Annotated in this window: 24 protein-coding genes; 8 read left to right on the plus strand and 16 right to left on the minus strand. The window is 62.2% G+C overall.

Annotation, left to right across the window (positions count from 1 at the left end; translation table 11 throughout):
* The first annotated feature begins 72 nt into the window (after positions 1 to 72).
* The 4 genes from metG to NKI22_RS10355 all read left to right on the plus strand — a co-directional run bounded on the left by metG (position 73) and on the right by NKI22_RS10355 (position 4,067).
* Entirely contained in the window at positions 73 to 1,659 is a 1,587-nt protein-coding gene (gene metG / locus NKI22_RS10340; RefSeq protein WP_352815389.1) for a methionine--tRNA ligase, read from the plus strand.
* On the plus strand, positions 1,659 to 2,453 hold the full coding sequence (locus NKI22_RS10345) for a TatD family hydrolase (protein ID WP_352494666.1): 795 nt from the start codon (positions 1,659 to 1,661) through the stop codon (positions 2,451 to 2,453). The genes metG and NKI22_RS10345 overlap by 1 nt, the downstream gene beginning before the upstream one ends.
* A gap of 3 nt (positions 2,454 to 2,456) precedes the next feature.
* On the plus strand, positions 2,457 to 3,275 hold the full coding sequence (locus NKI22_RS10350) for an MBL fold metallo-hydrolase (protein WP_023717587.1): 819 nt from the start codon (positions 2,457 to 2,459) through the stop codon (positions 3,273 to 3,275).
* 207 nt (positions 3,276 to 3,482) lie between these two features.
* Positions 3,483 to 4,067: a hypothetical protein gene (locus NKI22_RS10355; RefSeq protein WP_352815357.1), complete on the plus strand. Its 585-nt coding sequence runs from the start codon at positions 3,483 to 3,485 to the stop codon at positions 4,065 to 4,067.
* 90 nt (positions 4,068 to 4,157) lie between these two features.
* Here NKI22_RS10355 and NKI22_RS10360 read toward each other — a convergent pair whose 3' ends face one another.
* From NKI22_RS10360 to NKI22_RS10375, 4 genes are read right to left on the minus strand one after another with little or no spacing between them, the layout of a single operon-like run.
* On the minus strand, positions 4,158 to 4,712 hold the full coding sequence (locus NKI22_RS10360) for a DUF2076 domain-containing protein (RefSeq protein WP_352815359.1): 555 nt from the start codon (positions 4,710 to 4,712) through the stop codon (positions 4,158 to 4,160).
* A 31-nt stretch (positions 4,713 to 4,743) separates the two neighbouring features.
* Positions 4,744 to 5,451 carry a Bax inhibitor-1/YccA family protein gene (locus NKI22_RS10365; protein ID WP_023717585.1) on the minus strand — a complete coding sequence of 236 codons (708 nt, stop codon included), beginning with the start codon at positions 5,449 to 5,451 and terminating at the stop codon, positions 4,744 to 4,746.
* 27 nt (positions 5,452 to 5,478) lie between these two features.
* Positions 5,479 to 6,252, minus strand: coding sequence for an anti-sigma factor family protein (locus NKI22_RS10370; protein WP_352851586.1), 774 nt, complete (start codon positions 6,250 to 6,252; stop codon positions 5,479 to 5,481).
* Positions 6,249 to 6,782, minus strand: a complete 534-nt coding sequence (locus NKI22_RS10375) for a sigma-70 family RNA polymerase sigma factor (protein ID WP_023717583.1) — start codon at positions 6,780 to 6,782, stop codon at positions 6,249 to 6,251. Before NKI22_RS10375 ends, NKI22_RS10370 begins: the two co-directional genes overlap by 4 nt.
* A 215-nt stretch (positions 6,783 to 6,997) precedes the next feature.
* Here NKI22_RS10375 and NKI22_RS10380 point away from each other — a divergent pair, with 215 nt between their 5' ends.
* Together NKI22_RS10380 and mazG are read left to right on the plus strand one after the other, a co-directional pair.
* Positions 6,998 to 8,182: an amino acid aminotransferase gene (locus NKI22_RS10380; protein ID WP_352587530.1), complete on the plus strand. Its 1,185-nt coding sequence runs from the start codon at positions 6,998 to 7,000 to the stop codon at positions 8,180 to 8,182.
* Between the two features lie 135 nt (positions 8,183 to 8,317).
* Positions 8,318 to 9,142 carry a nucleoside triphosphate pyrophosphohydrolase gene (gene mazG, locus NKI22_RS10385; protein ID WP_023717581.1) on the plus strand — a complete coding sequence of 275 codons (825 nt, stop codon included), beginning with the start codon at positions 8,318 to 8,320 and terminating at the stop codon, positions 9,140 to 9,142.
* Between the two features lie 5 nt (positions 9,143 to 9,147).
* Here the strand turns inward: mazG and hflX are convergent, their stop codons facing one another.
* The 8 genes from hflX to dusB form a co-directional block, all read right to left on the minus strand.
* Positions 9,148 to 10,539: a GTPase HflX gene (hflX, locus tag NKI22_RS10390; protein ID WP_352815362.1), complete on the minus strand. Its 1,392-nt coding sequence runs from the start codon at positions 10,537 to 10,539 to the stop codon at positions 9,148 to 9,150.
* Positions 10,540 to 10,785 carry an RNA chaperone Hfq gene (gene hfq, locus NKI22_RS10395; RefSeq protein WP_006202172.1) on the minus strand — a complete coding sequence of 82 codons (246 nt, stop codon included), beginning with the start codon at positions 10,783 to 10,785 and terminating at the stop codon, positions 10,540 to 10,542.
* Positions 10,786 to 10,930: 145 nt separating this feature from the next.
* Positions 10,931 to 11,794, minus strand: coding sequence for a D-amino-acid transaminase (locus NKI22_RS10400; protein WP_023717579.1), 864 nt, complete (start codon positions 11,792 to 11,794; stop codon positions 10,931 to 10,933).
* 188 nt (positions 11,795 to 11,982) lie between these two features.
* On the minus strand, positions 11,983 to 13,344 hold the full coding sequence (gene ntrX / locus NKI22_RS10405; protein WP_352482545.1) for a nitrogen assimilation response regulator NtrX: 1,362 nt from the start codon (positions 13,342 to 13,344) through the stop codon (positions 11,983 to 11,985).
* Positions 13,334 to 15,619, minus strand: coding sequence for a sensor histidine kinase NtrY-like (locus tag NKI22_RS10410; protein ID WP_352641853.1), 2,286 nt, complete (start codon positions 15,617 to 15,619; stop codon positions 13,334 to 13,336). The genes ntrX and NKI22_RS10410 overlap by 11 nt, the downstream gene beginning before the upstream one ends.
* Before the next feature lie 127 nt (positions 15,620 to 15,746).
* A complete protein-coding gene (gene ntrC / locus NKI22_RS10415; protein ID WP_023717576.1) occupies positions 15,747 to 17,207 on the minus strand; it encodes a nitrogen regulation protein NR(I) in 1,461 nt (486 codons plus the stop codon).
* A complete protein-coding gene (locus tag NKI22_RS10420) occupies positions 17,204 to 18,343 on the minus strand; it encodes a two-component system sensor histidine kinase NtrB (protein ID WP_352496544.1) in 1,140 nt (379 codons plus the stop codon). Before NKI22_RS10420 ends, ntrC begins: the two co-directional genes overlap by 4 nt.
* Positions 18,340 to 19,365, minus strand: coding sequence for a tRNA dihydrouridine synthase DusB (dusB, locus tag NKI22_RS10425; RefSeq protein WP_352815364.1), 1,026 nt, complete (start codon positions 19,363 to 19,365; stop codon positions 18,340 to 18,342). The genes NKI22_RS10420 and dusB overlap by 4 nt, the downstream gene beginning before the upstream one ends.
* 181 nt (positions 19,366 to 19,546) lie before the next feature.
* Between dusB and NKI22_RS10430 the strand changes: the two genes are divergently transcribed.
* Together NKI22_RS10430 and NKI22_RS10435 are read left to right on the plus strand one after the other, a co-directional pair.
* On the plus strand, positions 19,547 to 20,767 hold the full coding sequence (locus tag NKI22_RS10430) for a bifunctional 2-C-methyl-D-erythritol 4-phosphate cytidylyltransferase/2-C-methyl-D-erythritol 2,4-cyclodiphosphate synthase (RefSeq protein ID WP_023717573.1): 1,221 nt from the start codon (positions 19,547 to 19,549) through the stop codon (positions 20,765 to 20,767).
* Positions 20,764 to 21,273: a CinA family protein gene (locus NKI22_RS10435; protein ID WP_023717572.1), complete on the plus strand. Its 510-nt coding sequence runs from the start codon at positions 20,764 to 20,766 to the stop codon at positions 21,271 to 21,273. Before NKI22_RS10430 ends, NKI22_RS10435 begins: the two co-directional genes overlap by 4 nt.
* Here NKI22_RS10435 and NKI22_RS10440 read toward each other — a convergent pair.
* From NKI22_RS10440 to lpdA, 4 genes are all read right to left on the minus strand, one after another.
* Positions 21,249 to 21,710 carry a type II toxin-antitoxin system RatA family toxin gene (locus NKI22_RS10440; RefSeq protein WP_023717571.1) on the minus strand — a complete coding sequence of 154 codons (462 nt, stop codon included), beginning with the start codon at positions 21,708 to 21,710 and terminating at the stop codon, positions 21,249 to 21,251. The genes NKI22_RS10435 and NKI22_RS10440 overlap by 25 nt on opposite strands.
* A gap of 12 nt (positions 21,711 to 21,722) precedes the next feature.
* Positions 21,723 to 22,688: a lipoyl synthase gene (gene lipA, locus NKI22_RS10445; RefSeq protein WP_352815366.1), complete on the minus strand. Its 966-nt coding sequence runs from the start codon at positions 22,686 to 22,688 to the stop codon at positions 21,723 to 21,725.
* 134 nt (positions 22,689 to 22,822) lie between these two features.
* On the minus strand, positions 22,823 to 23,080 hold the full coding sequence (locus tag NKI22_RS10450) for a GlsB/YeaQ/YmgE family stress response membrane protein (RefSeq protein ID WP_023717568.1): 258 nt from the start codon (positions 23,078 to 23,080) through the stop codon (positions 22,823 to 22,825).
* A gap of 95 nt (positions 23,081 to 23,175) precedes the next feature.
* The gene (lpdA, locus tag NKI22_RS10455) at positions 23,176 to 24,621 is read right to left on the minus strand and encodes a dihydrolipoyl dehydrogenase (RefSeq protein ID WP_352496542.1); all 1,446 of its coding nucleotides are present in this window, start codon (positions 24,619 to 24,621) and stop codon (positions 23,176 to 23,178) included.
* Positions 24,622 to 24,628: the final 7 nt, after the last annotated feature.

Genomic DNA, 24,628 nt, shown 5'->3' on the forward strand with positions numbered 1-24,628 from the left:
CGCAGGAACTTCGAAGCCACCACATTGGCGTCGGATGGCAATTGCCGTTTCGATGCGATATCTCACCGCGACATCTTTCATTCAGACATTCATGACGGCTCATCCATGGCACGCGAAAAATACTACGTCACGACGCCGATTTTCTATCCGAACGGCAAGCCGCATATCGGCCATGCCTACAATGTCATCGCCAGCGACACGCTGGCCCGCTTCCAGCGGCTCGACGGCAAGGACGTCTTCTTCGTCTCGGGAACCGACGAGCACGGTTTGAAGATGCAGCAGACGGCGGACGCCGAAGGCTTAGCGCCGAAAGCGCTTGCCGATCGCAACTCGGCGATCTTCCGCTCGATGCTCGAAGCGACCGGTTGCTCGAACGACGTTTTCATCCGCACCACCGAGGAGCGTCATTACAAGGCCTGCCAGGCGATCTGGACGCGCATGGCTGAGAATGGCGACATCTACCTCGACCGCTACAGCGGCTGGTATTCGGTGCGGCAGGAAGCCTATTTCGACGAGGCCGAAACCAAGGTCGGTGACGACGGCGTGCGCCGCGAACCACTCGGCTCGCCCGTCGAATGGACCGAGGAAGAGAGCTATTTCTTCCGCCTTTCCGCCTATCAGGACAGACTGCTCGCGCTCTACGAGAACAGCCCCGAATTCGTCGGACCGGCGGAGCGGCGCAACGAAATCATCAGCTTTGTCAAATCCGGCCTGAAGGATCTGTCGATCTCGCGCACCACATTCAAATGGGGCGTGCCGGTGCCCGGCGATGAGAAGCATGTGATGTATGTCTGGGTCGATGCACTAACCAACTACATCACCGCCGCCGGCTATCCGGATCCGGCCAATGAGAGATGGTCTTTCTGGCCGGCAAACGCCCACGTCATCGGCAAGGACATCATCCGCTTCCACGCGGTCTACTGGCCGGCATTCCTGATGTCGGCTGGCATCGAATTGCCGAAGCGCGTGTTCGCGCATGGTTTTCTGTTCAACCGTGGCGAGAAAATGTCGAAGTCGGTCGGCAATGTCGTCGATCCGTTCGCGATGATCGAGCACTACGGCCTTGACCAGGTGCGCTATTTCTTCATGCGCGAAGTGCCGTTTGGCCAGGACGGCAGCTACAGTCACGATGCCATCGTCAACCGCACCAATGCCGATCTTGCCAACGATCTCGGCAATCTGGCGCAGCGCTCGCTGTCGATGATCGCCAAGAACTGCGGCGGCGTGGTGCCTAAGCGCGGCGAATTGAGCAATGCCGACAAGGCGATCCTCGATCAGGCCAATGCCGCCCTTGTCACGGCGCGCAGGACGATGGCCGACCAGGGCATCCATCTGGCGCTGGCGGCGATCTTTGGCGTGGTGGCGGAAGCCAACCGCTATTTCGCCGGCCAGGAGCCATGGGCGCTGAAGAAGACCGATCCGGCACGCATGGAAACGGTGCTGTGGACGACGGCTGAAGTGATCCGGCGTGTCGGGTTGCTGTGCCAGCCCTTCATTCCGGAGTCGGCGGCAAAGCTGCTCGACCTATTGGCGGTGCCGGCGGACAGCCGCGATTTCGCGAATGTCGCCGAGGTTCACGCGCTGGTATCCGGTACGGCGCTGCCGGCGCCGGAACCGGTATTTCCACGCTATGTCGAGCAAACGGAAACAAGCGCCTGATGCTGGTCGACAGTCACTGCCATCTCGACTTTCCGGATTTCGCCGAGGAGCGGGCGGCCATCGTCGCCCGCGCCCTTGCGGCCGGTGTCGGCCGCATGGTGACGATCTCGACGCGGGTGAAGCGGTTTCAACAAGTGCTTGAGATTGCGGAGACTTTCGATGAGGTCTATTGCTCGGTCGGTACCCATCCGCACAATGCGGCCGAAGAGCTTGATGTGACTGTCGAGGATCTGGTGCGGCTGTCCGATCATCACAAGGTGGTGGCGATCGGCGAGGCCGGGCTCGATTATTTCTACGATCATGCGCCGCGCGATGCACAGGCGCAGGGCTTTCGCACCCACATCGCCGCGGCTCGTGAGACCGGTCTGCCGCTGGTCATCCATTCACGCGACGCCGACGACAACATGGCTGATATCCTCGAAGAAGAAACAGGGAAGGGCGCCTTCCCCTTCATCTTGCACTGTTTTTCATCGGGGCGCCGGCTGGCCGAGATCGGCGTGGCGCTCGGCGGCTACGTTTCGTTTTCCGGCATCCTGACTTTCAAGAACTCCGCCGAGCTGCGCGCCGTCGCCGCCGATGTGCCGCGCGACCGTCTGCTGGTCGAAACCGACGCGCCATACCTTGCGCCGATCCCGTTTCGCGGCAAGCGCAACGAGCCTGCCTATGTCGCGCATACAGCCAAGGTGCTGGCCGACACGATCGGCGTCAGCGAGGCCGAGATCGCTGCTATCACCACCGACAATTTCTTCCGGTTGTTCAGGAAAATGCCGCGCCCGAGCGCGCCGGGCGCCTGACGCATGAGCGATCGGTTGCGTCTTACCGTCCTCGGCTGCGGCTCATCGCCGGGCACGCCACGCATCACCGGCGACTGGGGTAATTGTGATCCGACCAACCCAAAGAACCGGCGCATGCGCACCGCAGCGCTCGTCGAGCGGATCGCGGCGAATGGCGCCAGGACCACGGTCGTCATCGACACCGGCCCGGATTTTCGCGAGCAGATGCTGCTGGCATCGGTCAGGCGCATCGATGCGGTCGTCTATACGCATCCGCATGCCGACCACATCCACGGCATCGACGATTTGCGCGGCTTCGTGCTCGAGCAGCGCCACCGGATCGACATCCATGCCGATCAGGTTACCATGCTGCGGCTGAGGGAAGCGTTCCGCTACTGTTTCGAAACACCGAAAGGCAGTTCGTATCCGCCGATCGTCAACGCCCATATCATCGACCACAACAGGCCGGTGGTGATCGAAGGCGAGGGCGGCGCCCTCACCATCGAACCGCTGCCGCAAATCCACGGCGACATCATCTCGCTGGGTTTTCGTATCGGCAATCTCGCTTATTGCCCTGACATCAGCGACTTTCCGGGAGCGACAGCCGAGCGTATGCGCGGGCTGGACATGCTGGTCATCGACGCGCTGCAATACACCTTCCATCCGAGCCATCTGTCGCTTGGCCAGGCGCTCGGCTGGATCGAAAGACTGGCGCCGAAGAACGCGGTGCTGACGCATATGCATGTGCCGCTCGACTACGCCACGGTAATGGCCGAGACGCCGGCCAACGTCGAGCCTGCCTATGACGGCATGACGATCGAAATCCCTTACAAATCAGCGTAAAGGACCAAGGTTTTCATAGCTGGGTTACAGAGTTCGCTCCAAACCGCCCAGCGGCTCGCTTATGCTATCTTCGCCACGTCCTATCGGCCATGTCAGTTCCATAATCTATCTTATGCGACTGAAGCCTGTAGCGTCCACTGAAGCCTGTAGCGTCCGTTGGCAGCGAGACAGCATTTGTGGGGCAACGGCGTGCTAGGGTTGCGAATCATGAACACACTGCTTGCAAGTCTTGCCCTCACCCTCGCCTGCGCATTCACTGACGCGCGAGCGCAGGACTTTGATCGTGCGCCAGGCGAGAATGACCTGGCTTTCGCGAAACGTGTGGTTAGGTTCGCGGACAACGTTGATCCGCACACCACAGCCGTGACCTGGAACGGCCTCCAGACACTGTTCGTCGATTACCAGACCACTGAGGAATATCCGGAACGCCCACTCGTCGCACTACAGCAGCAACCCGACGGGTACCGTACAATCCAGGTCACGCTTGGCGAACACGAAGGCGGCACGCCAGAGATTACAGCGCTCGGCCTCGTCAACGCCGATCACGATCCGGCAAAGGAACTGACTGTCATGCTTGCCTGGCCTGTTTCGCACTACGACGTTTCGGGGACGCTCTACGAAGTTCGCATCTTCGACGCCCCCAAACCGGGCCAGAAGGCGCTGACGCAATTGAAAGTGAGCCAAAAGTTCGACGCCACCTGCGACTGCGGATGGCGCGACGGCACGACGAAGCGTTTCCGTTTCAAGACGATCAGGGCGGTCAAGGCTGAATTGAAGCGCTTGGGCTATTAGCCGCCGGCGAGAGCTCGCTTGCCGGATGCTGCCCCCGCCTACCCGGTGACCGGCAATCGTCACGAGCGCCGGCACAGGCTGGGTCGCTCGTCAGAATTCCATATCCCCGAAGTCACCGCCATTATCGGAGCTGGCATCGTCTGCCTGGTCGGCTTCGTCCGGCTGCGGTGCCGGCCGTTCGGCTGCCTGCGCTTCGCTGCCGCCAAACATGCCGGCGATCGCATTGCCGAGCAGCACGCCGCCTGCCACCCCCATCGCGGTCTGCGCGGCGCCGGCAAGGAACCCGCCGCCGGCCCGCTGTGACTGGTCTGGTGGCTCCTCCGCGGCAGCAGAGGCGGTGCGCCCTACCCGCGGAACCGAGCCTGAGCGCCTGCCGCCGCTGCGGCCGAAGAAGCCACTGAGCGGTCCACCGCCGGCAGGCTGCCGCGCCTGCTCCTCCAGCTCTTCGATGCGCGCCTGCGCTGCGTTCAGGGCCCGCTCCTGCACCACGATCGTCTGTGCCATGTAGTATGGCGCCCCAGGCTGCTGGGTGATCTGGTCCTGGATCAAGCGTTCCGCTTCGGCATCGCGCGGCGGCGCCTGGCGCTCGACATTTGCGAGCTTCTCGAAGAGCTGTCCGATCGCCTGCTGGTCGTTTCTGTCCATGATGTACTATTCCGGTCTCGGTCCGACGCGGCTATTCGCGCTCGCCGGTGAAGTTCAGCAACAGCTGGAAGATGTTGACGAAGTTCAGATAGAGCGAGAATGCACCAAAAACGGCGAGCTTTTGCTGTGTTTCGGCGCCGAAGTTTTCGGCGTACTGCTCCTTGATCGTCTGCGTGTCCCAGGCCGTGAGCCCGACGAAGACGGCGATGCCGATCACCGAGATCGCAAACTGCAGCGCTGTCGAACCCAGGAAGATATTGACGATGCTGGCGATCACCACGCCGATCAGGCCCATGATCAGGAAGGACGAGAACTGCGTCAGGTCGCGACTGGTTGTATAGCCATAAAGGCTGGTGGCGCCGAACATGGTGGCGGCGATGAAGAAGGTGCGGGCGATGCTGGTGCCGGTAAAGACCAGGAACACGGAAGCCAGCGACAGACCCATGACCGCGCAGAACGCCCAGAACATTGCCTGGGCCCCGGCCGCCGACATCGTCTGCATACGGAACGAGAACAGCAGCACAAAGGCCAGCGGCGCCAGCATCACCACCCATTTCAGCGGGGTGGAGAAGATCGGCACGTAAAGGGCGGGCGTGGAGGCCACCACGAGGGCGATCACGCCCGTAACGACGAGGCCAAGGCCCATGTAGTTATAGACGCGCAGCATGTGCCGGCGCAGGCCTTCGTCGTAGACGGCTCCGGCTCGGGCTCTGGTCCCAATGTATCCCAGATTGTTCATTTGGTTCTCCTTCTTAGAGGTAGTCGATCAGTAGAGTGTTTTGGCGAGCGCTTCGGCCGTGCGATCGAGGCCGCGGACATCGCTACGTGCGACGACTGCGTAGGCGACCTCGCCGATCTGGAAATAGGCCGAGGAAACCTCGCCCGACGGAACGACAGTCGGCTTGACGACGTCGAATGTTCCGGGCCGGATGGCGAACAGCGAGAGCAGCCCCATCCCTTTTGTCTCGACAGCCATCTCGACGCTCGGGCCGAACTGCGATGGGTAGATCTGCACGTCACGGACCGTCCAGTCCGTTGGCAGCGATGGCATGACGATCGCCGTGGCGGCGCGGATTTCGTCGGCATTGTAGCCGGGCGCCTCGAGTTGTGACGACATCGCCTCGCGCACGAGCGTCGTCCGATGCGCCCGGACTGCGTCCTCCACATAGGCGGGCGGATGGGTCGAAGCGACGACTTCCGTCACCGATATCGGTCCGATGAGCCCGTTCGCAAGCCAGCCGGCGGCGACGAAAACAGCGACAGCCGCCGCGCGCTGCAAAGCACCAAGGACACGGCCGCGCGCTAACCCCCGCTCCAGCCGCCGTGCCGCATCAGCCGTCGCCGGCCGCGCCATGCCTTTCGATCCGGCAAGCGCCACGCGCAGCTCGTCACGCGTCCTCAGATCAGTCATCACCCGCGCGGCCGCTTCCGGGCGAGCCGAAAGGAACGCCTCGACCTCGATGCGACGAGCAACGTCCAGCTGATCGTCGACATAGGCGTCGAGATCGGTGTCGGTGACGGGATCGCGCAGTTGGTTCATGATCCACCTCCGACGATCTTCAGATGGCTTTTCGTGCGTGCCGGTGCCGCGTCCTCCATCTCGCGGAGTGCCGCACGCGCCCTGCCGATGCGCGACATCAGCGTGCCAAGCGGCACGCCGCTAACCTCGGCCGCCTCGCTGTAGCTAAGCCCCTCGATGGCGACGAGATGCAGCGCGCAACGTTGCTCTTCCGGCAATGTGAAAAAAGCGTCGCGCACCTGTGCCAGCCGGACGGAATGTTCCTGCGGAGCCTGGACGCTGGCCTCGGTGAGATGGCCGGCCTGTTCGATGCGCACCGCTTCGGATTTGCGGGATCGCAAGCCGTCGATGAACGCATTGTGGACGATTGACAGCAGCCATACGCGAAGATTTCCGCCTGAGCGGAAGCTGCCGCGTCGCTCATAGGCACGCACCAGCGCATCATGCACCAGATCCTCTGCATCGGCGCTGTCGCGCGTCAGCGAGCGTGCGTAGCGGCGCAGCGAACCGAGCTGTCCCAGAATATCGAAGCGTGGCATCGGCCGTTTCATGTCCTGTTTACGGAGCAGGTCGGGGTTTTAATCCCGCTCTCCCCGAATTTTTTCGGCTCGCCGCGCTCTCGTCCTGGGAGATCTCGGGCCTGCCCTCGACCGGCAGATAGTATCGGCCGCCCTCGAGGCAAACCGGCGCCGAGTTGGCGCATATGAAACCGCTGGCAAAGCACGGCCGGTTTGCGTATCACTCCGCCGCCAACGGAACCTTGTCGATGTTCGAAAATCTCCAGCCCGCGCCCGCCGACAAGATCCTTGCCTTGATCGGGCTCTATCGCGCCGACCCGCGTCCCGACAAGGTCGATCTTGGGGTCGGCGTCTATAAGGATCGCGACGGCAAGACGCCGGTGATGCGCGCGGTGCGCGAAGCCGAAAAGCGGCTGCTGCGAGGCCAGGACACGAAGACCTATCTCGGCCTTGCCGGCGATACCGCCTTCAACGCGGCAATGGCTAGGTTGGTGTTCGGCCCAACCGCCGACATGACGCGCATTCGTGCGGCACAGGCGCCCGGCGGCTCCGGCGCGCTGCGGCTGGTGGCAGAGCTGCTGAAAAGGACCCGCGCCGACGCGACGGTCTGGCTATCGGATCCGACATGGCCGAACCACATGCCGGTGATGCGCGCCGCTGGCCTGCAGATACGCGAGTACCCCTATTTCGACGTTGCTTCTGGTGCGGTTCGCTTCGACGACATGCTGGATGCGTTGAGAACCGCGAATCCCGGCGACGTCGTGCTGTTGCATGGCTGTTGCCATAACCCGACGGGCGCCAATCTAGACATCTCGCAATGGGCTGCCGTTGCCGATCTCGTCGTTGAGCGTGGTCTGCTGCCCTTTGTCGACATCGCCTATCAAGGCTTTGGCGAGGGGCTTGATGCGGATGCCGCCGGCTTGCGCCTGCTGGCGGCGAAAGTTCCGGAAATGGTCGTTGCCTCGAGCTGCTCGAAGAACTTTGCCGTCTATCGCGACCGCGTTGGTGCAGCGCTGATCATGGCGAAAGACGGTGCGCAGGCGGATATGGCGATGGGCCAGATGCTGTCGGCGGCGCGCGCCATGTATTCGATGCCGCCGGACCATGGCGCGGCTGCGGTGCGCATGGTGCTCGAGGACGCTACGTTGCGGGCCGACTGGGAAGCAGAGCTTGAAGAGATGCGCCTGCGCATGCTGCGGCTGCGCGTCCAGTTCGCCGAAGCGCTGCGGCGGCAGTCCAACTCCGACCGTTTCGATTTCGTCGCCAGCCATCGCGGCATGTTTTCCCGGCTTGGCCTGTCGGAAGCGCAAGTCGAGCGGCTGCGCGCCGAGCATGGCATCTACATGGTCGGCGACAGCCGCATCAACGTTGCCGGCCTGCCCGAGGACGGCATGGACGCGCTCGCCAAGGCGATTGTCTCCGTGCTCGACTGATACTTTTTGCTTGACCATGATCTTTTCCGAAAACCGGCTTCCACGATCATGGTCTGGCCGCCGATCTGTGGACAAGGCGCCCTCACCGGCTGAAGCCGTTGGCCGCACAGCCGTGTACAGGATAGCGTTTCCCAGATGAAACCCTCGAAAGACATTTCCCGGCTGATCGAGATCATGGCAGCGCTGCGGGCGCCGGAAACCGGCTGCCCGTGGGATATCGAGCAGGACTTTTCGACAATCGCGCCATACACGGTAGAGGAAGCCTACGAAGTGGCGGACGCCATCGCGCGGGGCGACCTGGACGATCTGCGCGATGAACTCGGCGATCTCCTGTTGCAAGTGGTCTACCACGCGCAAATGGCCGAGGAGGCCGGCGAATTCTCATTCGGCGATGTGGTCGAGGCCATCACCACAAAAATGATCCGCCGCCACCCGCATGTTTTCGGCGACGAAAAGGCGCGCAGCGCCGGCATGGCGAAGGGCATGTGGGAAAAGATCAAAGCGGAGGAAAAAGCGGAGAAGCGCAGCGCCCGCCTCGTCCGAGGGCTCGACCCCGAGGACCATGGCAAGGGCTTTCTCGACAGCGTGCCGGTCGCCCTGCCCGCGCTGACCCGGGCCCTCAAACTGCAGGAAAAGGCCGCCCGCGTCGGCTTCGACTGGAGCGAGGCGGCACCGATCCTCGAAAAGATCGAGGAGGAGATCGGCGAATTACGCGAAGCGCTGGCCAAAGGCGACAGCGCACCGATCAAGGACGAGTTCGGCGACATGCTGTTTGCGATCGTCAATCTCGGCCGGCACCTCAAAATCGATTCCGAAGCGGCACTCAGCGGCACCAACGAAAAATTCCGGTCGCGCTTCCACCATGTCGAGCAGGCGCTGCAAGCGTCGGGAAACAACCTCGAAGAGGCGACGCTGGACGAGATGGAAGCGCTCTGGCAGCAGGCAAAAAGCGCGAAATAAACGCCCTACCCATTGTTTTGACGTCGCAATCGGCTTTCTATCTCTTGTCGAGCACTGTGTGTGGCCTTGAGCGCGATGGTCACGCTGCCATCCTCATTGTCATCACGCGAGACGATGTCGCCGTTGCGGTAAAGCCAGTCGACGACGCCGAGTTGGTCGGCCTTGAGCGTGACCGTGAACGTCTCCAGTTCGCCCGACATCATCGTCTCGATGATCGCCTTCAGCGCATCGATGCCTTCGCCGGTAACCGCCGATATGGCGATAGGCGGCGCCTTCCTGCCGTCAGCACCATCGGCAAGCAGCCGCGCGCGGTTGCCCTCGTCGAGCCGGTCGATCTTGTTCCACACTTCGATGACGCGCTTGCTATCGCGGGCATCAACGCCGAGATCGGCAAGGATCCGCTCGACATCTTCGGCCTGTGCGGCCGTATAGGGGTCGGAGATATCGCGCAGATGAATGACGAGGTCTGCCTCGACCACTTCCTCCAGTGTCGCCCTGAAGGCCGCGACCAGATGCGTTGGCAGGTCGGAAATGAAGCCGACCGTATCGGAAAGGATGACCGGCGTTCCGTGCGGCAGGCGCACGCGGCGCAGCGTCGGGTCGAGCGTGGCAAACAGCATGTCTTCCGCCAGCACCCCTGCTCCGGTCAGCCGGTTGAACAGCGTCGACTTGCCGGCATTGGTGTAGCCGACGATCGCCACCACCGGAAACGGCACCTTCTTGCGCTTGGCGCGGTGCAGGTCGCGGGTGCGGCGCACCGTTTCGAGCTCATGCTTCAGCTTGGTGATCTTGTCCTGCAACACACGCCGATCCGACTCGATCTGCGTCTCGCCAGGGCCGCCGAGAAAGCCGGCGCCGCCGCGCTGGCGCTCAAGGTGGGTCCAGCTCCGCACAAGGCGGCCCTTCTGGTAGTTGAGATGGGCAAGGTCGACCTGCAGCGTGCCTTCCTTGGTGCGGGCGCGCTCGCCGAAAATCTCCAGGATCAGCCCGGTGCGGTCGAGCACCTTGGCGTTCAACTCTTTTTCGAGATTGCGCTGCTGTACCGGTGTCAGCGGATGATCGACAATGACCACTTCCGCGTGCCCCTCTTTGACGATCTCGGCGAACTCCGCGACCTTGCCGCTGCCGAGCAAGGTCGCCGGGCGTGGATCGTTGACGGTCACCACTGCCGTGTGGACCAGGTCAAGGTCGATGGCGCTGGCGAGGCCGACCGCCTCGTCGCGACGGGCCTCGGCGGAACGGGTCAGGCGCGGACGATTGGTGTCGTCGTTGCCACGCGGCTGCCGGGTAAGCACCGGCACGATGACCACCGCCCGGGTCGGACCGTTGGCCTCTGTCCCGGTCTGATGTGCTGGTTTTCCGCGAACGCTGCGGTCCGCGTCTTTCTCACGTGCCAATCAGGCGCCCTGGCTTTCCTCACCATCGAACATCTGAACCGGCTGGCTCGGCATGATCGTGGAAATGGCGTGCTTGTAGACGAGCTGGGAATGGCCGTCGCGACGCAGCAGAACGCAGAAATTGTCGAACGAAGTGACCACGCCGGTCAGCTTCACGCCGTTGATGAGAAAGATGGTGAGTGGGTTTTTGCTCTTGCGAACTGAATTCAGGAACAGGTCCTGAAGATTTTGCGATCGTTCCGCCATTGTTCTTGTCTTTCGCCGATCCCCTTCGGTTTGCAAGCCAATGCGCCAAATTAGCTGGCACATGTCAAGCACGCAAACACCATCTTGCCGTCAGTAACGACAAGCAGAACGAGATATATTGATGTTCATTCCATCTGTGCGGTTATCAGGCTGGACTTTTTTCCGCAACGTCAAAAAAGGCCCGCCGTAGTGAAACTGTTATCGAGCCCGGGTGGCCGTTGGCGACGGGAGCGCCATCGATTGCCACCACCGGCATGGCGATCGTGGTCGCGGAGCTGATGAAAACCTCGCGCGCGGCCTTGGCCTCGGCAACCGAAAAGCCGCGCTCCTCGATCTTCAGGCCGAGCTTGGCGGCGACATCGAACAGTGTCGTGCGGGTGATACCGCGCAGGATGCCATGCTCGGCCGGCCGCGTCACCAGCACGCCGTCCCTGGTGATGATCCAGGCGTTCGACGATCCACCTTCCTTGACGGTGCCGTCAACATCGACGAACCACGCCTCCTGGGCGCCTGCTTCCTTGGCTTTCTGTTTGGCCAGCACGTTCGGCAACAGGCCGACCGACTTGATATCGACCCGATCCCACCGGTTCTCCGGCACCGTGATAACCCGGATCCCGCTCTCGGCCCGCTTCGCGGCAGCTGCAGGATCGGCTTTTTTGGCGGTCACCACCAGCGACGGCTTCGTGCCCGCCGGCGGGAAGAAAAACTCACGGCTGGCGACACCGCGTGTCACCTGGACATAGACCAGGCCGTCGACGACATGGTTGCGGCGCACCACCTCGCCCATGACGAGCGGCAGCACGCCGCGCGTGATCGGCCAGTCGATCGAGAGTTCGGTGAGCGAGCGGTTCAATCGGGCGAGATGGCGCGGCATGTCGACGATGAAGCCCCGCGCCACCTCGCAGACCTCGTAGACGCCGTCGGCGAATTGATAGCCACGGTCCTCGATGTGCACGGAAGCTTCGGCGTGAGCGACATAGCGTCCGTTCACATAGGCAATGCGCGGCATGGATAACCCCTGGAGAAGTCAGCGCATGAGCCCGAAAATCGGAATCGATTTCGGAAAGGATCATGCGCAAAAATCAAAATGCTACAGCCTCCTTTATGCGTCCCAAAGACGCGCGGCGCTGCAGTGCTCTTATGCGATTCCACGACCGCCGTAACCGGTAATTGCGTGGGCCACGGCTGGTTTGGCTCTCAGACGCCCAGCGACTTCAGCTTGCGGTGCAGTGCAGAGCGTTCCATGCCGATAAACTCTGCCGTCTTCGAGATGTTGCCGCCAAAACGGTTGATCTGGGCGATCAGATAGTCCTTCTCGAATTGTTCGCGTGCTTCACGCAGCGGCAGTGCCATTATGTGCTGATCGGACTTGGTTGGAGTGCGCGGCATGACGTCGCCGATCTCGGCTGGCAGGAGGTCGGCGGTGATCGGCGCATCGACATCGTCGCCGCGCGCCAGGATCATCAGGCGCTCGACATTGTTGCGCAACTGCCGAACGTTGCCCGGCCAGTTGTGCGCCTGCAGCACCGCCAGCGCGTCGTCGCCGATGCGGCGCGGCTTGATGCCGGCCTGGCGAGCGATCTGCTTCATGAAATTGTCGACCAGATAAGGAATGTCCTCGCGACGCTCGGCCAGTCCCGGCACCATGACCGGAACCACGGCCAGGCGATGATAAAGGTCCTCACGGAAACGGCCGTCGGCGATCATGGCTTCCAGGTTCTGCGAGGTCGACGAGATGATGCGTACGTCGACCTTGACCCGCTTGGTGCCCCCTACCCGCTCGAACTGCTGTTCGACCAGCACGCGCAGGATCTTGTTTTGCGTCTCACGCGGCATGTCGGCCACTTCATCGATGTAGAGAATGCCGCGATGGGCCTCCTCCAGCGCACCGACCTTGCGTTCGACGCCGTTCGATTCGGTGCCGAACAACTCGATCTCCATACGCTCAGGCGTGATGTTGGCGGCACTCAGCGTCACAAACGGTGCACTCTTGCGCGCCGACAGTGCGTGGATGGCGCGCGCCGCCAGTTCCTTGCCCGAGCCGGAGGGGCCGATAATCATGACGCGGCTGTTGGTCGGCGCGACGCGCTCGATGGTCTGGCGCAATTGGCTCATTGCCGACGACATGCCGATGAGGTCGAAAGTCTCGCCGCTGCGCAGCTTGAGATCCGAAACCTCGCGTCTCAATTTGGACGTTTCAAGCGCCCGTTCGGCAATAAGGATCAGCCTGTCGGCCTTGAACGGCTTTTCGATAAAATCATAGGCGCCGCGGCGGATGGCCGAGACTGCCGTTTCGATATTGCCGTGGCCCGAGATCATCACCACCGGCAGGTTCGGGTGCATCGTCTTGATCTCGTCTAGCAAAGCGAGGCCATCGAGCCGCGAACCCTGCAGCCAGATGTCGAGGAAGATCAGCCTGGGTGCCCGGTCGGCAACCACCGCCAGCGCGCTGTCGGCGTCAAACGCCGTGCGGGTTTCGTGACCTTCGTCGCTCAGGATACCGGCGACGAGTTCGCGGATGTCTTCCTCGTCGTCGACGATGAGAATATCAGACGCCATTACCGACCTTTTCAGTTTCTTTTTCGTGTTCCGTCTTGCTTTCGCCGCGTATCGGAACGGTGGCGGCAACCGGCAGGATGATGCTGATCATCGCACCCCGCCCATCGTGGAATTCCGCTGGTGCATCGTGCAATTCGAGTCGCCCGCCATGGTCCTCCACGATCTTCTTGACGATAGCGAGGCCAAGCCCGGTGCCTTTCTCGCGTGTCGTCATGTAAGGCTCGAGCAAGCGCTGCCGGTTTTCGCGCGGCAAGCCCCTGCCGTTGTCGATGACGTCGATTCGAATCGCGCCATTCTGACGCCCGGCTTGAATCCGGATTATGCCGTGCGGACGATCCTCTGCATCAAGTCCGTCGATAGCTTCGGCAGCATTCTTGATGACGTTGCCGAAAGCCTGCGCCATCAGGCGGCTGTCGAACGTGCCTTTGAGCGGCTCATTGCCGAAGACGCGCTCGAAGGTGATGTCGGCGCGGCTCACTTCGACCAGGAACGAGGCCTCGCGCAACGAATCGCGCAGATCGATGGCCTTCATTTCTGGTTTCGGCATGCGGGCGAACGCTGAGAACTCGTCGACCATGCGGCCGATGTCCTCCACTTGCCGGATGATGGTGTCGGTGCATTGATCGAAAACCTCACGGTCCTCGGTGATGACCTTGCCGTAACGGCGCTTGATACGCTCGGCCGAAAGCTGGATCGGCGTCAGCGGGTTCTTGATCTCGTGGGCGATGCGCCGCGCCACGTCGGCCCATGCAGAGGAACGCTGTGCCTGGACCAGATCGGTAATGTCGTCGACTGTCACGACGTAGGATTTATCCTCCGAACCGTCGTCGCCGGCTTCAATCGTGATCTGCACGTTGAAGGTCCGTTCGGTGCCGGCACGATAGAAGGTGACCTGTTCGCGATAGACCGGCTTGCCCGACTTGCGGCCGATCTCGAAGACGCGGCCGACATGCGGTAGCACGGCGGAAAGGTTCTGCCCAAGCGCCGCGGTGGCGGATATGGCCAGCATCGTTTCGGCCGAACGATTGACGATGGTGACGATGCCATATGGATCGACGCCGATGACCCCGGCGGTGACGCCGGCAAGCACAGCCTCCGAAAAGCGCCGCCGCTCGTCGATCAGATCCTTGGCCGACAGGATCTCGTTGCGCTGCGATTTCAGCTCCATCAGCATCTTGTTGAAGGTGTCGCCGAGCGAGGCGACGTCGCCATCGGAGGGGCGGACTGGCACGGCCACATCGAGATTGCCGGTAGCGACCTCGTCGGCCGCGCCGATGAGCTGACGAATCGGCCGCACCAGGCGGTCGGCCACCGCAATGCCGGTCCAGATGGCGGACAGGATAATGATCAGCGTCAGCGACAGATAGGGAAGCGCGAAAGCCACTTGCGAGGTGCGGCGATTGTCTTCGAGACCGCGATATTCTGCGGTGTTGGATTTGACGATCTGTCGTGCCTTGATCACCTCGGGATCGACGAGGCGAATGGTGTAGAGATAGAGCCCGTCGATCTCGCGCAGCTTGACGATGGCCCCCATAATGTTACGGGTGCGCGGCTCGATCAGCACCGGCTTGCCGTTGGCAGCGCTTGCCACAGCGCCCTCCGGCGGCTCCGGCATGGCAAAGTCCGCGTCGGTCTTGGCGCTCATGACGAAGGAACCATCGGGCTTGATGAGTGCTGCGTGTGCCAGGGAGCGTCCAACCGCCTCCTTGTTCATGAGGTCAAGGAAGCCGGTCCGATCGAGGCCGTAAAGCGTGCGCGAAGCGTCGAGGTCGTAAGCCATCGACAACGTCGTGCCCTGAAGATTTCGTGCGTTTTCCTGCACATAGGCGTCGGCGATCGACAACGACGAATTGACGATCGTCTTGGTGCGGATCTCGAACCAGCGGTCGAGGCCGATGTCGAGCGTGATCGACGCGATGATCGCCACCATGATCGCGGGGATGGCGGCGACCAGCGCAAACATCGCCACGATGCGCACATGCAGGCGCGACGCAGCCTTGCCGTGCCGGCGTGCCATCAGGATGCGATGCACTTCGCGGCCGACCAGCAAGATCAGAAACAGCACGAACGCGGCGTTAAGCGCGATCAGCGCCAGCGTCGTCCGCGCGTCGGGCGTGATCGGCGTGGCGCCAACCAGAATGGCGAAGGAGATCGCCGCCGTCACCAGCGCACCGGCAATGGCGACCACGCCGGGCAGCGCAAGCAGCCGGCGACCGTCTCGCGCGCCGGAAGTGCTGAAAAGCGGTTTGCTCAGTGTCGGTGCGTGCAGAGCCATGTCGCCGTCTAGAGCCAGTGATTGCGTCGGATGTATGCAACGCATTGTGGCGATTATGCAACAAGTGTGGCCGAGACGGAAATCTTTCGGCGATCGATCCCCCGGAAAGCGCTCGTAAGGGGTTCGTCTAGACCTGCCTGGAGGATTTGTAGACGTTGACGCCGAGTTCGCGAATCTTCTTGCGCAGCGTGTTGCGGTTGAGTCCTAGCAGTTCGGCGGCCTTGATCTGGTTGCCGCGCGTTGCAGTCATAGAGGCGAGGACCAGTGGATACTCGACCTCGGAGAGGATTCGCTGATAGAGGCCGGCCGGCGGCAAGTCGCCGGCAAACGAGGCAAAATAGCGCTGCAGGAAATGCTCCACCGCCTGGCCGATGGAAAGGTCGTCGGGAATGAGGTTGCCGCCACCTGGAACGACAGGCCTTTCGCCAGTCTTCAACTCCGCCTCGATGATCTCGGCGGATATCTCGTCCTGCGAATACAGTGCAGCCAGCCTGCGGATGAGGTTTTCGAGTTCGCGCACGTTGCCAGGCCATGGGTAGCGCTTCATCAGCTCGATGCCGCCGGTGGAAATGCGCTTGGTCTGCAGGCCTTCACTGGCGCCGAGCTTGAAGAAGTGCCGGACGAGGTCCGGAATGTCCTCCGATCGCTCGCGCAGCGCCGGCAGCCTGAGCGGCACAACGTTCAAGCGGTAGAACAGGTCCTCGCGGAAAAGCCCCTGATTGATCAGCGTGCGCAGGTCCTTGTTGGTGGCAGCGACGATGCGCACGTCGGTCTTGATCGGCGTGCGGCCGCCGACCGTGGTGTATTCGCCCTGCTGCAACACACGCAGAAGCCGCGTCTGCGCTTCCATCGGCATATCGCCGATCTCGTCGAGGAACAGCGTGCCGCCTTCGGCCTGCTCGAAACGGCCAGTGGAGCGGCTCTGTGCGCCGGTAAAGGCGCCCTTCTCGTGCCCGAATAGTTCCGATTCGATCAGGTCGCGCGGGATCGCCGCCATGTTGATCGCGACGAAGGGGCCACCACGACGACGGCCATATTCATGCAGCGCGCGCGCCACCAGTTCCTTGCCGGTACCCGATTCGCCTGAGATCATTACCGTCAGGTCGGTCTGCATCATCCGCGCCAGCATGCGGTAGATGTCCTGCATGGCCGCCGAGCGGCCGACCAGCGGCATCGTTTCAGGCGGCTCGTCGGCACGCGTATCGATCTTGGGCCGCCGCGGCTCGGAAAGCGCCCGATTGACGATGTTGAGCAGCTCCGTCAGGTCGAACGGTTTTGGCAGATATTCATAGGCTCCGGTTTCGGAGGCCCGGATCGCCGTCATGAACGTGTTCTGCGCACTCATGACGATGACCGGCAGTTCCGGTCGCGCCTTCTTGATGCGCGGTAGCATGTCGAAGGCGTTCTCGTCAGGCATGACAACGTCGGTGATGACCAGATCCCCCTCGCCCGCGGCCACCCAGCGCCACAGCGTCGAGGCATTGGAGGTGACGCGCACGTCGTGACCGACGCGCGAAAGCGCCTGGTTGAGGACAGTGCGGATGGCCGCATCGTCGTCGGCGACGAGAATATTGCCGCGAATGGTCATTTGCGGTCTCCTTCACCGTCGTCGTCGGCAAACTGGGTTTCTTTCCACGCCGGCATCAGGATGCGGAAGGTGGTCCCGCGCGGCGTCGATTCGCATTCAATGATGCCGCCATGCTCGCCGACGATCTTTGCGACCAGCGCCAGACCGAGACCGGAGCCGTTCGGCTTGGTGGTGATGAAGGGATCGAACAGGATCGGCAGGATATCCTCGGAGACACCCGAACCGTTGTCGCGCACGCAGAATTCCAATGGCAGCGACACCCGGTCCTGCGTTCCGGGCACGGAAACACGGATGCCCGGGCGGAAGGCAGTCGACAGCATGATCTCGCCCTGCGGATCGCTGCCGATCGCCTCGGCGGCATTTTTTACCAGATTGAGGAACACCTGGATGAGCTGGTCGCGATTGGCAAAAACCGGAGGCAATGATGGATCATAGTCCTCTAATATCTTGATCCGCTTGGCAAAACCGTTCTTGGCGATTGCTTTGACATGGTCGAGCACGACATGGATGTTGACGGGGTAGCGGTCGATCGGCCGCTCGTCCGAAAACACCTCCATGCGGTCGACCAGCGAGACAATGCGGTCGGTCTCGTCGGTGATCAAACGCGTCAGCGCGCGATCCTCATCGGACGCCGACAGTTCTAGCAGCTGCGCGGCGCCACGAATGCCGGACAGCGGGTTCTTGATCTCATGGGCAAGCATCGCGGCAAGGCCGGTGACCGAGCGCGCCGCACCGCGATGCGTCATCTGCCGGTCGATCTTGTCGGCCATTGAGCGTTCCTGGAACATCACCACGACGGAGCCTGGAAATTCCGTCACCGGCGCGACGTAGAGATCGACCACCTTCTCGATGCCGAGACGCGGCGACGACACGTCCACCCGGTATTCGTTCACCGGCGCACGGCGCTCGCGCACCTGGTCGACAAGCGTCAGCAGCGGACTGCCGAAAGGAATGAGCTTGTGCAGCGTGTTGCGGGCGAGCATCGTGGCGCTCGAGCGGAAAAAATCCTCGGCATCGGCATTGGCGAAGGTGATGAAGCCTTGCGGATCGACCATGATCACCGGCCGACGAATTGTGTTGAGCACAATATGCGCGGCGTCCGCCATGTCCGTGCTCTGTGTGACGGTGGCGTTCATGCCGCACTCCGCAGATTCGGCGCTTCGGGAGCGCTTGAAAACATGTCGCGCAGCAAGGCAATGACCCGCCCAGGCTCGAAAGACGTGAGGATGGCCTTGCGCCAGTCATCGCTTGTGACGGCATGGCGGTCGAGATACCAGCCGAGATGCTTGCGCGCCTTGCGCAATCCGCTTTCGACGCCATAGAGCGTCAGCATGTCTTCGTAATGGGCAATGACGTAGTCGGTCAGCGCTTGCGGGCTGTCCGGCATGCCGGATACTGGCTTGGCCAGCGCGGCCGCTACAATGCTGCCGGCAGTCCACGGCGCGCCATAGTGCGCACGGCCGATCATCACCGCGTCGGCGCCGGACTGGTCGAGGATCAAGGCTGCCTCTGCCGGCGAGCCGACATCGCCATTGGCAACCACAGGGATGGAGACGGCCTGCTTGACGCGTGCGATGGCACGCCAGTCGGCCTTGCCCTGATAGAACTGGCAACGTGTTCGGCCGTGCACCGTCACCATCCTGACGCCGGCCTGCTCGGCGCGTCGCGCCAGCATCGGCGCGTTGAGCGCGCTCTCGTCCCAGCCAAGCCGCATCTTGACCGTGACCGGCACGTCGACCGCGCCGACTACCGCTTCGATCAGCGACAGCGCGTGGTCGAGGTCTCGCATCAGTGCCGAACCGGCATAGCCGCCCGTCACCTTCTTGGCCGGACAGCCCATGTTGATGTCGATGATGTCGGCGCCTTCGCCGGCTGCGATTCGTGCGCCCTCGGCCATGTGCACCGCGTCGCGGCCGGCAAGCTGGACCATGTGGACAGGCAGCCCGGAATGACGGATGCGCAGGCCCGAGCCAGCCCTGCCCTTTGCAAGCTCGCCGCTCGCCACCATTTCCGATACAACCAGCCCGGCGCCATGCGCATGGGCGCGCTGCCGGAACGGTTCGTCGGTAATGCCCGACATCGGCGCGAGAAACACGCGGTTGCGGATTCTCACGCCACCCACCTCCAGCGGCGAAGCCAATTTGGTCACATCAGGCATGCACAAAAACCAAGCACCTTCGATTGCTGCACATTCTCTAGCCAGAACGACGGCAATGTGCAACGCGCAATGTCGTGACATTAAGGCGCATTTGGGAAAAATATGGATCGCCGGACGGCATCAATCCTAGGTCTTGTGAAAGCGATACCACTTTTCAGGATCATGCGCTAAGCGTCTCGGCATGAGACATGTCAGCGAAAAGCCAGCTGCCGACGACAAGGTCGCCGTGGTCATCGTTGCTGCCGGGCGCGGCGCGCGCGCGGGGCAGGCCAATGGGCCGAAGCAGTACCAGCAGATTGGCGGCGGCGCCGTTATCGCACGCACGCTCGACGCCTTTCTGACGCATCCGAAAATTGGACCTGTCGTCGTTGCTATCCATGCCGAAGACGGCGCGCTTTTCCGCCGCGCCGCCGGCGCGAACGCCGACCGTGTCGTCGCTGTGATCGGCGGTACGTCACGGCAGGAGTCCGTCCGGCTTGGACTGCTGGCGTTGAGAAGCCATGCGCCGGGCCGGGTCCTGATCCATGATGCGGCTCGGCCGTTTGTCGATGCGGAACTGATAGATCGCACGATCGCCGCCATTGAAGAGCGCCAGGGAGCGCTGCCTGCTTTGCCCGTTGCCGATACGCTGAAGCGCGAAACGGCCGAAGGCATGAGCGGCGAAACAGTGTCCAGGGCCGGGCTCCATGCCGCACAGACACCACAAGGCTTTCCGTTCTGGCCGATCCTGGCCGCGCACGAAAAGGCTCATCAATTGGGCAAGGCGGATTTCACCGACGATGCGGCAATCGCCGAATGGGCGCATATTCCGGTGAAGATCGTTCCCGGCTCGCCGGACAATGTCAAACTGACCTGGGCACGGGATATTGCGATGGCGGATCAGCGGCTTTCCAGCGCCTCACGTTTTCCGGACATCCGAACCGGCAACGGCTACGACGTCCATGCCTTCGAGCCCGGCGACCATGTCACCCTGTGCGGTGTCGCTATTCCGCACGACAGGAAATTGTCCGGCCATTCGGATGCCGATGTCGGTCTCCACGCCTTGACCGACGCCCTGCTCGCCACCTGCGGCGCCGGTGACATCGGCACGCATTTCCCGCCCTCCGACCCGCAGTGGAAAGGGGCCGCTTCACGCATCTTCGTCGAACACGCGGCGAAGCTGGTGCGCGAGCGCGGCGGGCGCATCGCCAACGCCGACATCACATTGGTTTGCGAGGCGCCGCGCGTCGGCCCGCATCGCGAGGCCATGACCGAAACGCTTTCCGCAATGTTGCGAATTTCGCGCGACCGCATCTCGATCAAGGCGACAACCAATGAGAAGCTCGGCTTCGTCGGCCGTGAGGAAGGCATAGCGGCCATCGCGACCGCCAGCGTTGTGTTTCCAGGGGATGTCCCCGAATGAGCAATAGCGATCTCGCAGATGCCCTGCTTCAGGCCTGCCAGCAGCGCGGCATCATGCTGGCGACGGCCGAGAGCTGCACCGGCGGCATGATCATCGCCACGCTGACCGACATTGCCGGCTCTTCCACTGTGGTCGATCGCGGCTTCATCACCTATTCCAACCAGGCCAAGACCGAGATGCTCGGCGTCTCGGCCGCTACACTCGAGGCGAACGGCGCAGTCTCGCGCGAGACTGCGGTGGAGATGGCGGCCGGCGCCTTGGCCCATTCGCGCGCCGGTCTTGCGCTCGCGGTGACCGGCATCGCCGGTCCGGGCGGTGGCTCAGCGGAAAAACCTGTCGGCCTGGTCTGGTTCGGCGTTGCCGTGGCTGGCCGACCGGTGGTCAGCGAATGCCAGCTGTTCGGCGACAAGGGCCGTGATTTCATCCGCCGGGAGACGGTCCGGCATGCGCTTGAACTGGGTCTGCGCGCGCTCGCTGCGGATCAGGCCGCCGATGGCGTGCCGTAGATGATTTCGGCGCGTTTCTCGAACGCCTCGGAGAACATGCGGAAGGCGCGGTCGAACATGGTTCCCATGAGCGCACCCAAAATGCGGCTCTTGAACTCATAGTCGATAAAGAAGCAGACGTTGCAACCACCACCGTCCGCCGGGTCGAAGCGCCAGACATTGCTCAGATATTTGAACGGGCCGTCGATATATTTGACGTCGATGGCGTTCTCGTCAGGCTTCAGCAGCACCTGCGTGGTGAAAGTCTCGCGGATCGCCTTGTAGCCAATGCTCATGTCGGCGATGAGCAGCGTGCGTCCGTCGCGTTCCTTGCGCGAACGAACCGTAAGTGCCTCGCAAAGCGGCAGGAATTGCGGATAGGATTCGATATCCGCGACCAGAGCGAACATCTGTTCAGGCGTATGCGCGACGCGGCGATGGGCTTCGAATTGTGGCATGAAACCAGTTTGTTAGGCGGACTTCCTGAGAAACGCTTCGCGCGCCGCGCGCAACCTGGCGAAATCGTCGCCGGCATGGTGCGACGAGCGCGTCAGCGGGCTCGACGCCACCAGCAGGAAGCCCTTGGTCCGGCCGATCGTCTCGAAAGACTTGAACTCCTCCGGTGTGACAAAGCGGATCACCGGATGGTGCTTCTTCGACGGCTGAAGATATTGGCCGATGGTCATGAAGTCGACATTGGCCGAACGCAGATCGTCCATCAGTTGCAGGATTTCGTTCCGCTCCTCGCCAAGGCCAACCATGATGCCGGACTTGGTGAAGATCGAGGGGTCGAGTTCCTTGACTCGCTGCAAGAGCCTGATCGAGTGGAAATAGCGCGCACCCGGCCGAACCGTCAGATAGTTCGACGGCACGGTCTCGAGATTATGGTTGAAAACGTCGGGCTTGGCCGCCACGACGATCTCCAGTGCGCCGTCCTTGCGCAGGAAGTCGGGCGTCAGGATTTCGATCGTCGTCAGAGGCGTTGCCGCCCGGATGGTGCGGATGACCTCGGCAAAGTGCTGAGCTCCGCCATCGGCGAGATCGTCGCGGTCGACTGAGGTGATGACGACATGGCTTAGGCCCATTTGCTTGACGGCGTGTGCGACGCGCGCCGGCTCGTCGGGATCGAGTGCGGTCGGTATACCGGTAGCCACGTTGCAGAACGCGCAGGCGCGCGTGCAGATCTCGCCCATGATCATGAAGGTGGCGTGCTTCTTTTCCCAGCACTCGCCGATGTTGGGGCAACCGGCCTCTTCGCACACCGTCACCAGCTTATGCGACTTCACGATCTCGCGCGTCTCGGCATAGCCTTTCGACATCGGCGCCTTGACGCGGATCCAGTCGGGCTTGCGCAGCACATCCTGGTCGGGCTTGTGCGCCTTTTCGGGATGCCGCAGGCGCGGCGCATTGGCGATCGTGTCGAGGACGGTGACCATATGAAATCCGGTTCATTCGCGATCGCCTGTCCGACGTTCGCTTTCCCAAGTCATCTAGGACTTTTCGCTGCAAAGAAAAAGGCCGCGGCGGCGCATGCCGCCACAGCCGTTTTCGCATGGCATGAGTTCAGCAATTAACGGCGCACCATGCGTCCTACCCAGATCAGCAGGCAGGCACCAATGAAACCGGTGATCAGATAGGCGATCCAGCCGGCGCCGAAGGCGCCGATGTTGAGCGCCTGCAGGATGGCATTCAGCACGATCGCGCCGACGATGCCAAGAATGATGTTCATCAAGATGCCGGTGTTGCTCTTCATGAACATCTCGGCAAACCAGCCTGCCAAACCGCCGATGATGATGGCTGCTACCCAGCCCACGCCGTTCACGTCCATATGCCCTCTCCTGTGGTGATGAATGCATCCGGAAACGAATTACCTTGCCGTCGAGTTCCTTGACATACATGTGTGAGTCTCGCGCAGCCAATTTATCATGCGTTCAGCGCACGGCCATAGGCGTCGAGAACACTCTCCTTCATCATCTCCGACAGCGTCGGGTGCGGGAAGATTGTGTGCATCAGCTCTTCCTCGGTGGTTTCCAGGTTCATAGCCACGACGAAGCCCTGGATCAGTTCGGTTACTTCTGCGCCAACCATGTGGGCACCCAGCAACTGGCCGGTCTTCTTGTCGAAAATGGTCTTGACGAAGCCTTGGTCTTCGCCCAGCGCAATCGCCTTGCCGTTTGCGGCGAACTGGAAGCGGCCGACGCGGATGTCCTTGCCATCGGCTTTCGCTTTGGCTTCCGTCAGTCCGACCGAGGCGACTTGCGGATTGCAATAGGTGCAGCCCGGGATCTTCAGCTTGTCGATGGCATGCACGCCGGCGAAATTGGCAATCTTTTCCACACACACCACGCCCTCATGCTCGGCCTTGTGGGCGAGCATCGGCGGTCCGGCGACATCGCCGATGGCATAGATGCCGGGCACGTTGGTCTTGCCGTAGCCGTCGACGACGATGCAACCGCGTTCGGTCTTCACGCCGAGCGCCTCGAGGCCGAGATTTTCGATATTGCCCTGTACCCCGACGGCTGAAATCATGCGGTCGGCGGTGATCTTCTCGACCTTGCCGTCCTTCATCTCGACATGCGCGGTGACCGAATTGGCGCCCTTCTCGACCTTGGTCACCTTGGCATCGAGGATGATCTTCATGCCCTGCTTCTCGAACTGCTTTTGCGCAAACTTCGACACTTCGGCGTCCTCGACCGGCATCACGGCCGGCAGCAGTTCGACCACCGTCACCTCCGCGCCCATGGTGCGGTAGAACGAGGCGAACTCGATGCCGATGGCGCCCGAGCCCATCACCAGCAGCGATTTCGGCATCTCTTTTGGCACCATCGCCTCGAAATAGGTCCAGATCAACTTGCCGTCCGGCTCGATGCCGGGCAGTGCGCGCGGCCTGGCTCCGGTCGCCAGGATGATGTGCTTGGCGGTGTAGGTGCCCTCGCCCTTGACGCCCTTTGGCGCCGGCGGCTGCGGCTCCATCGGCTTCTTCGACGATTTCGACACGACGATCTCGCCGGGTTTCGTCAGTTTGGCTTCGCCCCAGATGACGTCGACCTTGTTCTTCTTCATCAGGAAGCCGACGCCGCCGTTGAGCCGCAGCGAGACCTTTCGCGAGCGATCGACGACGGCGGCGGTGTCGACGCTGACCTTGCCGTCGATCTTCAGGCCGTAATCCTTCAGATGATCCGAATAGTGCATGATCTCGGCCGAGCGCAGCAGCGCTTTGGTCGGAATGCAGCCCCAGTTGAGGCAGATGCCGCCCAAGTGCTCGCGCTCGACAATCGCCGTCTTGAAGCCAAGCTGCGCCGAACGCACTGCAGTGACATAGCCGCCGGGGCCGGAGCCGATGATGATGACGTCGTAGTTCTCAGCCACGGCTTTT

This window comes from Mesorhizobium sp. M0778, from assembly GCF_040320105.1.
GTDB lineage: Bacteria > Pseudomonadota > Alphaproteobacteria > Rhizobiales > Rhizobiaceae > Mesorhizobium.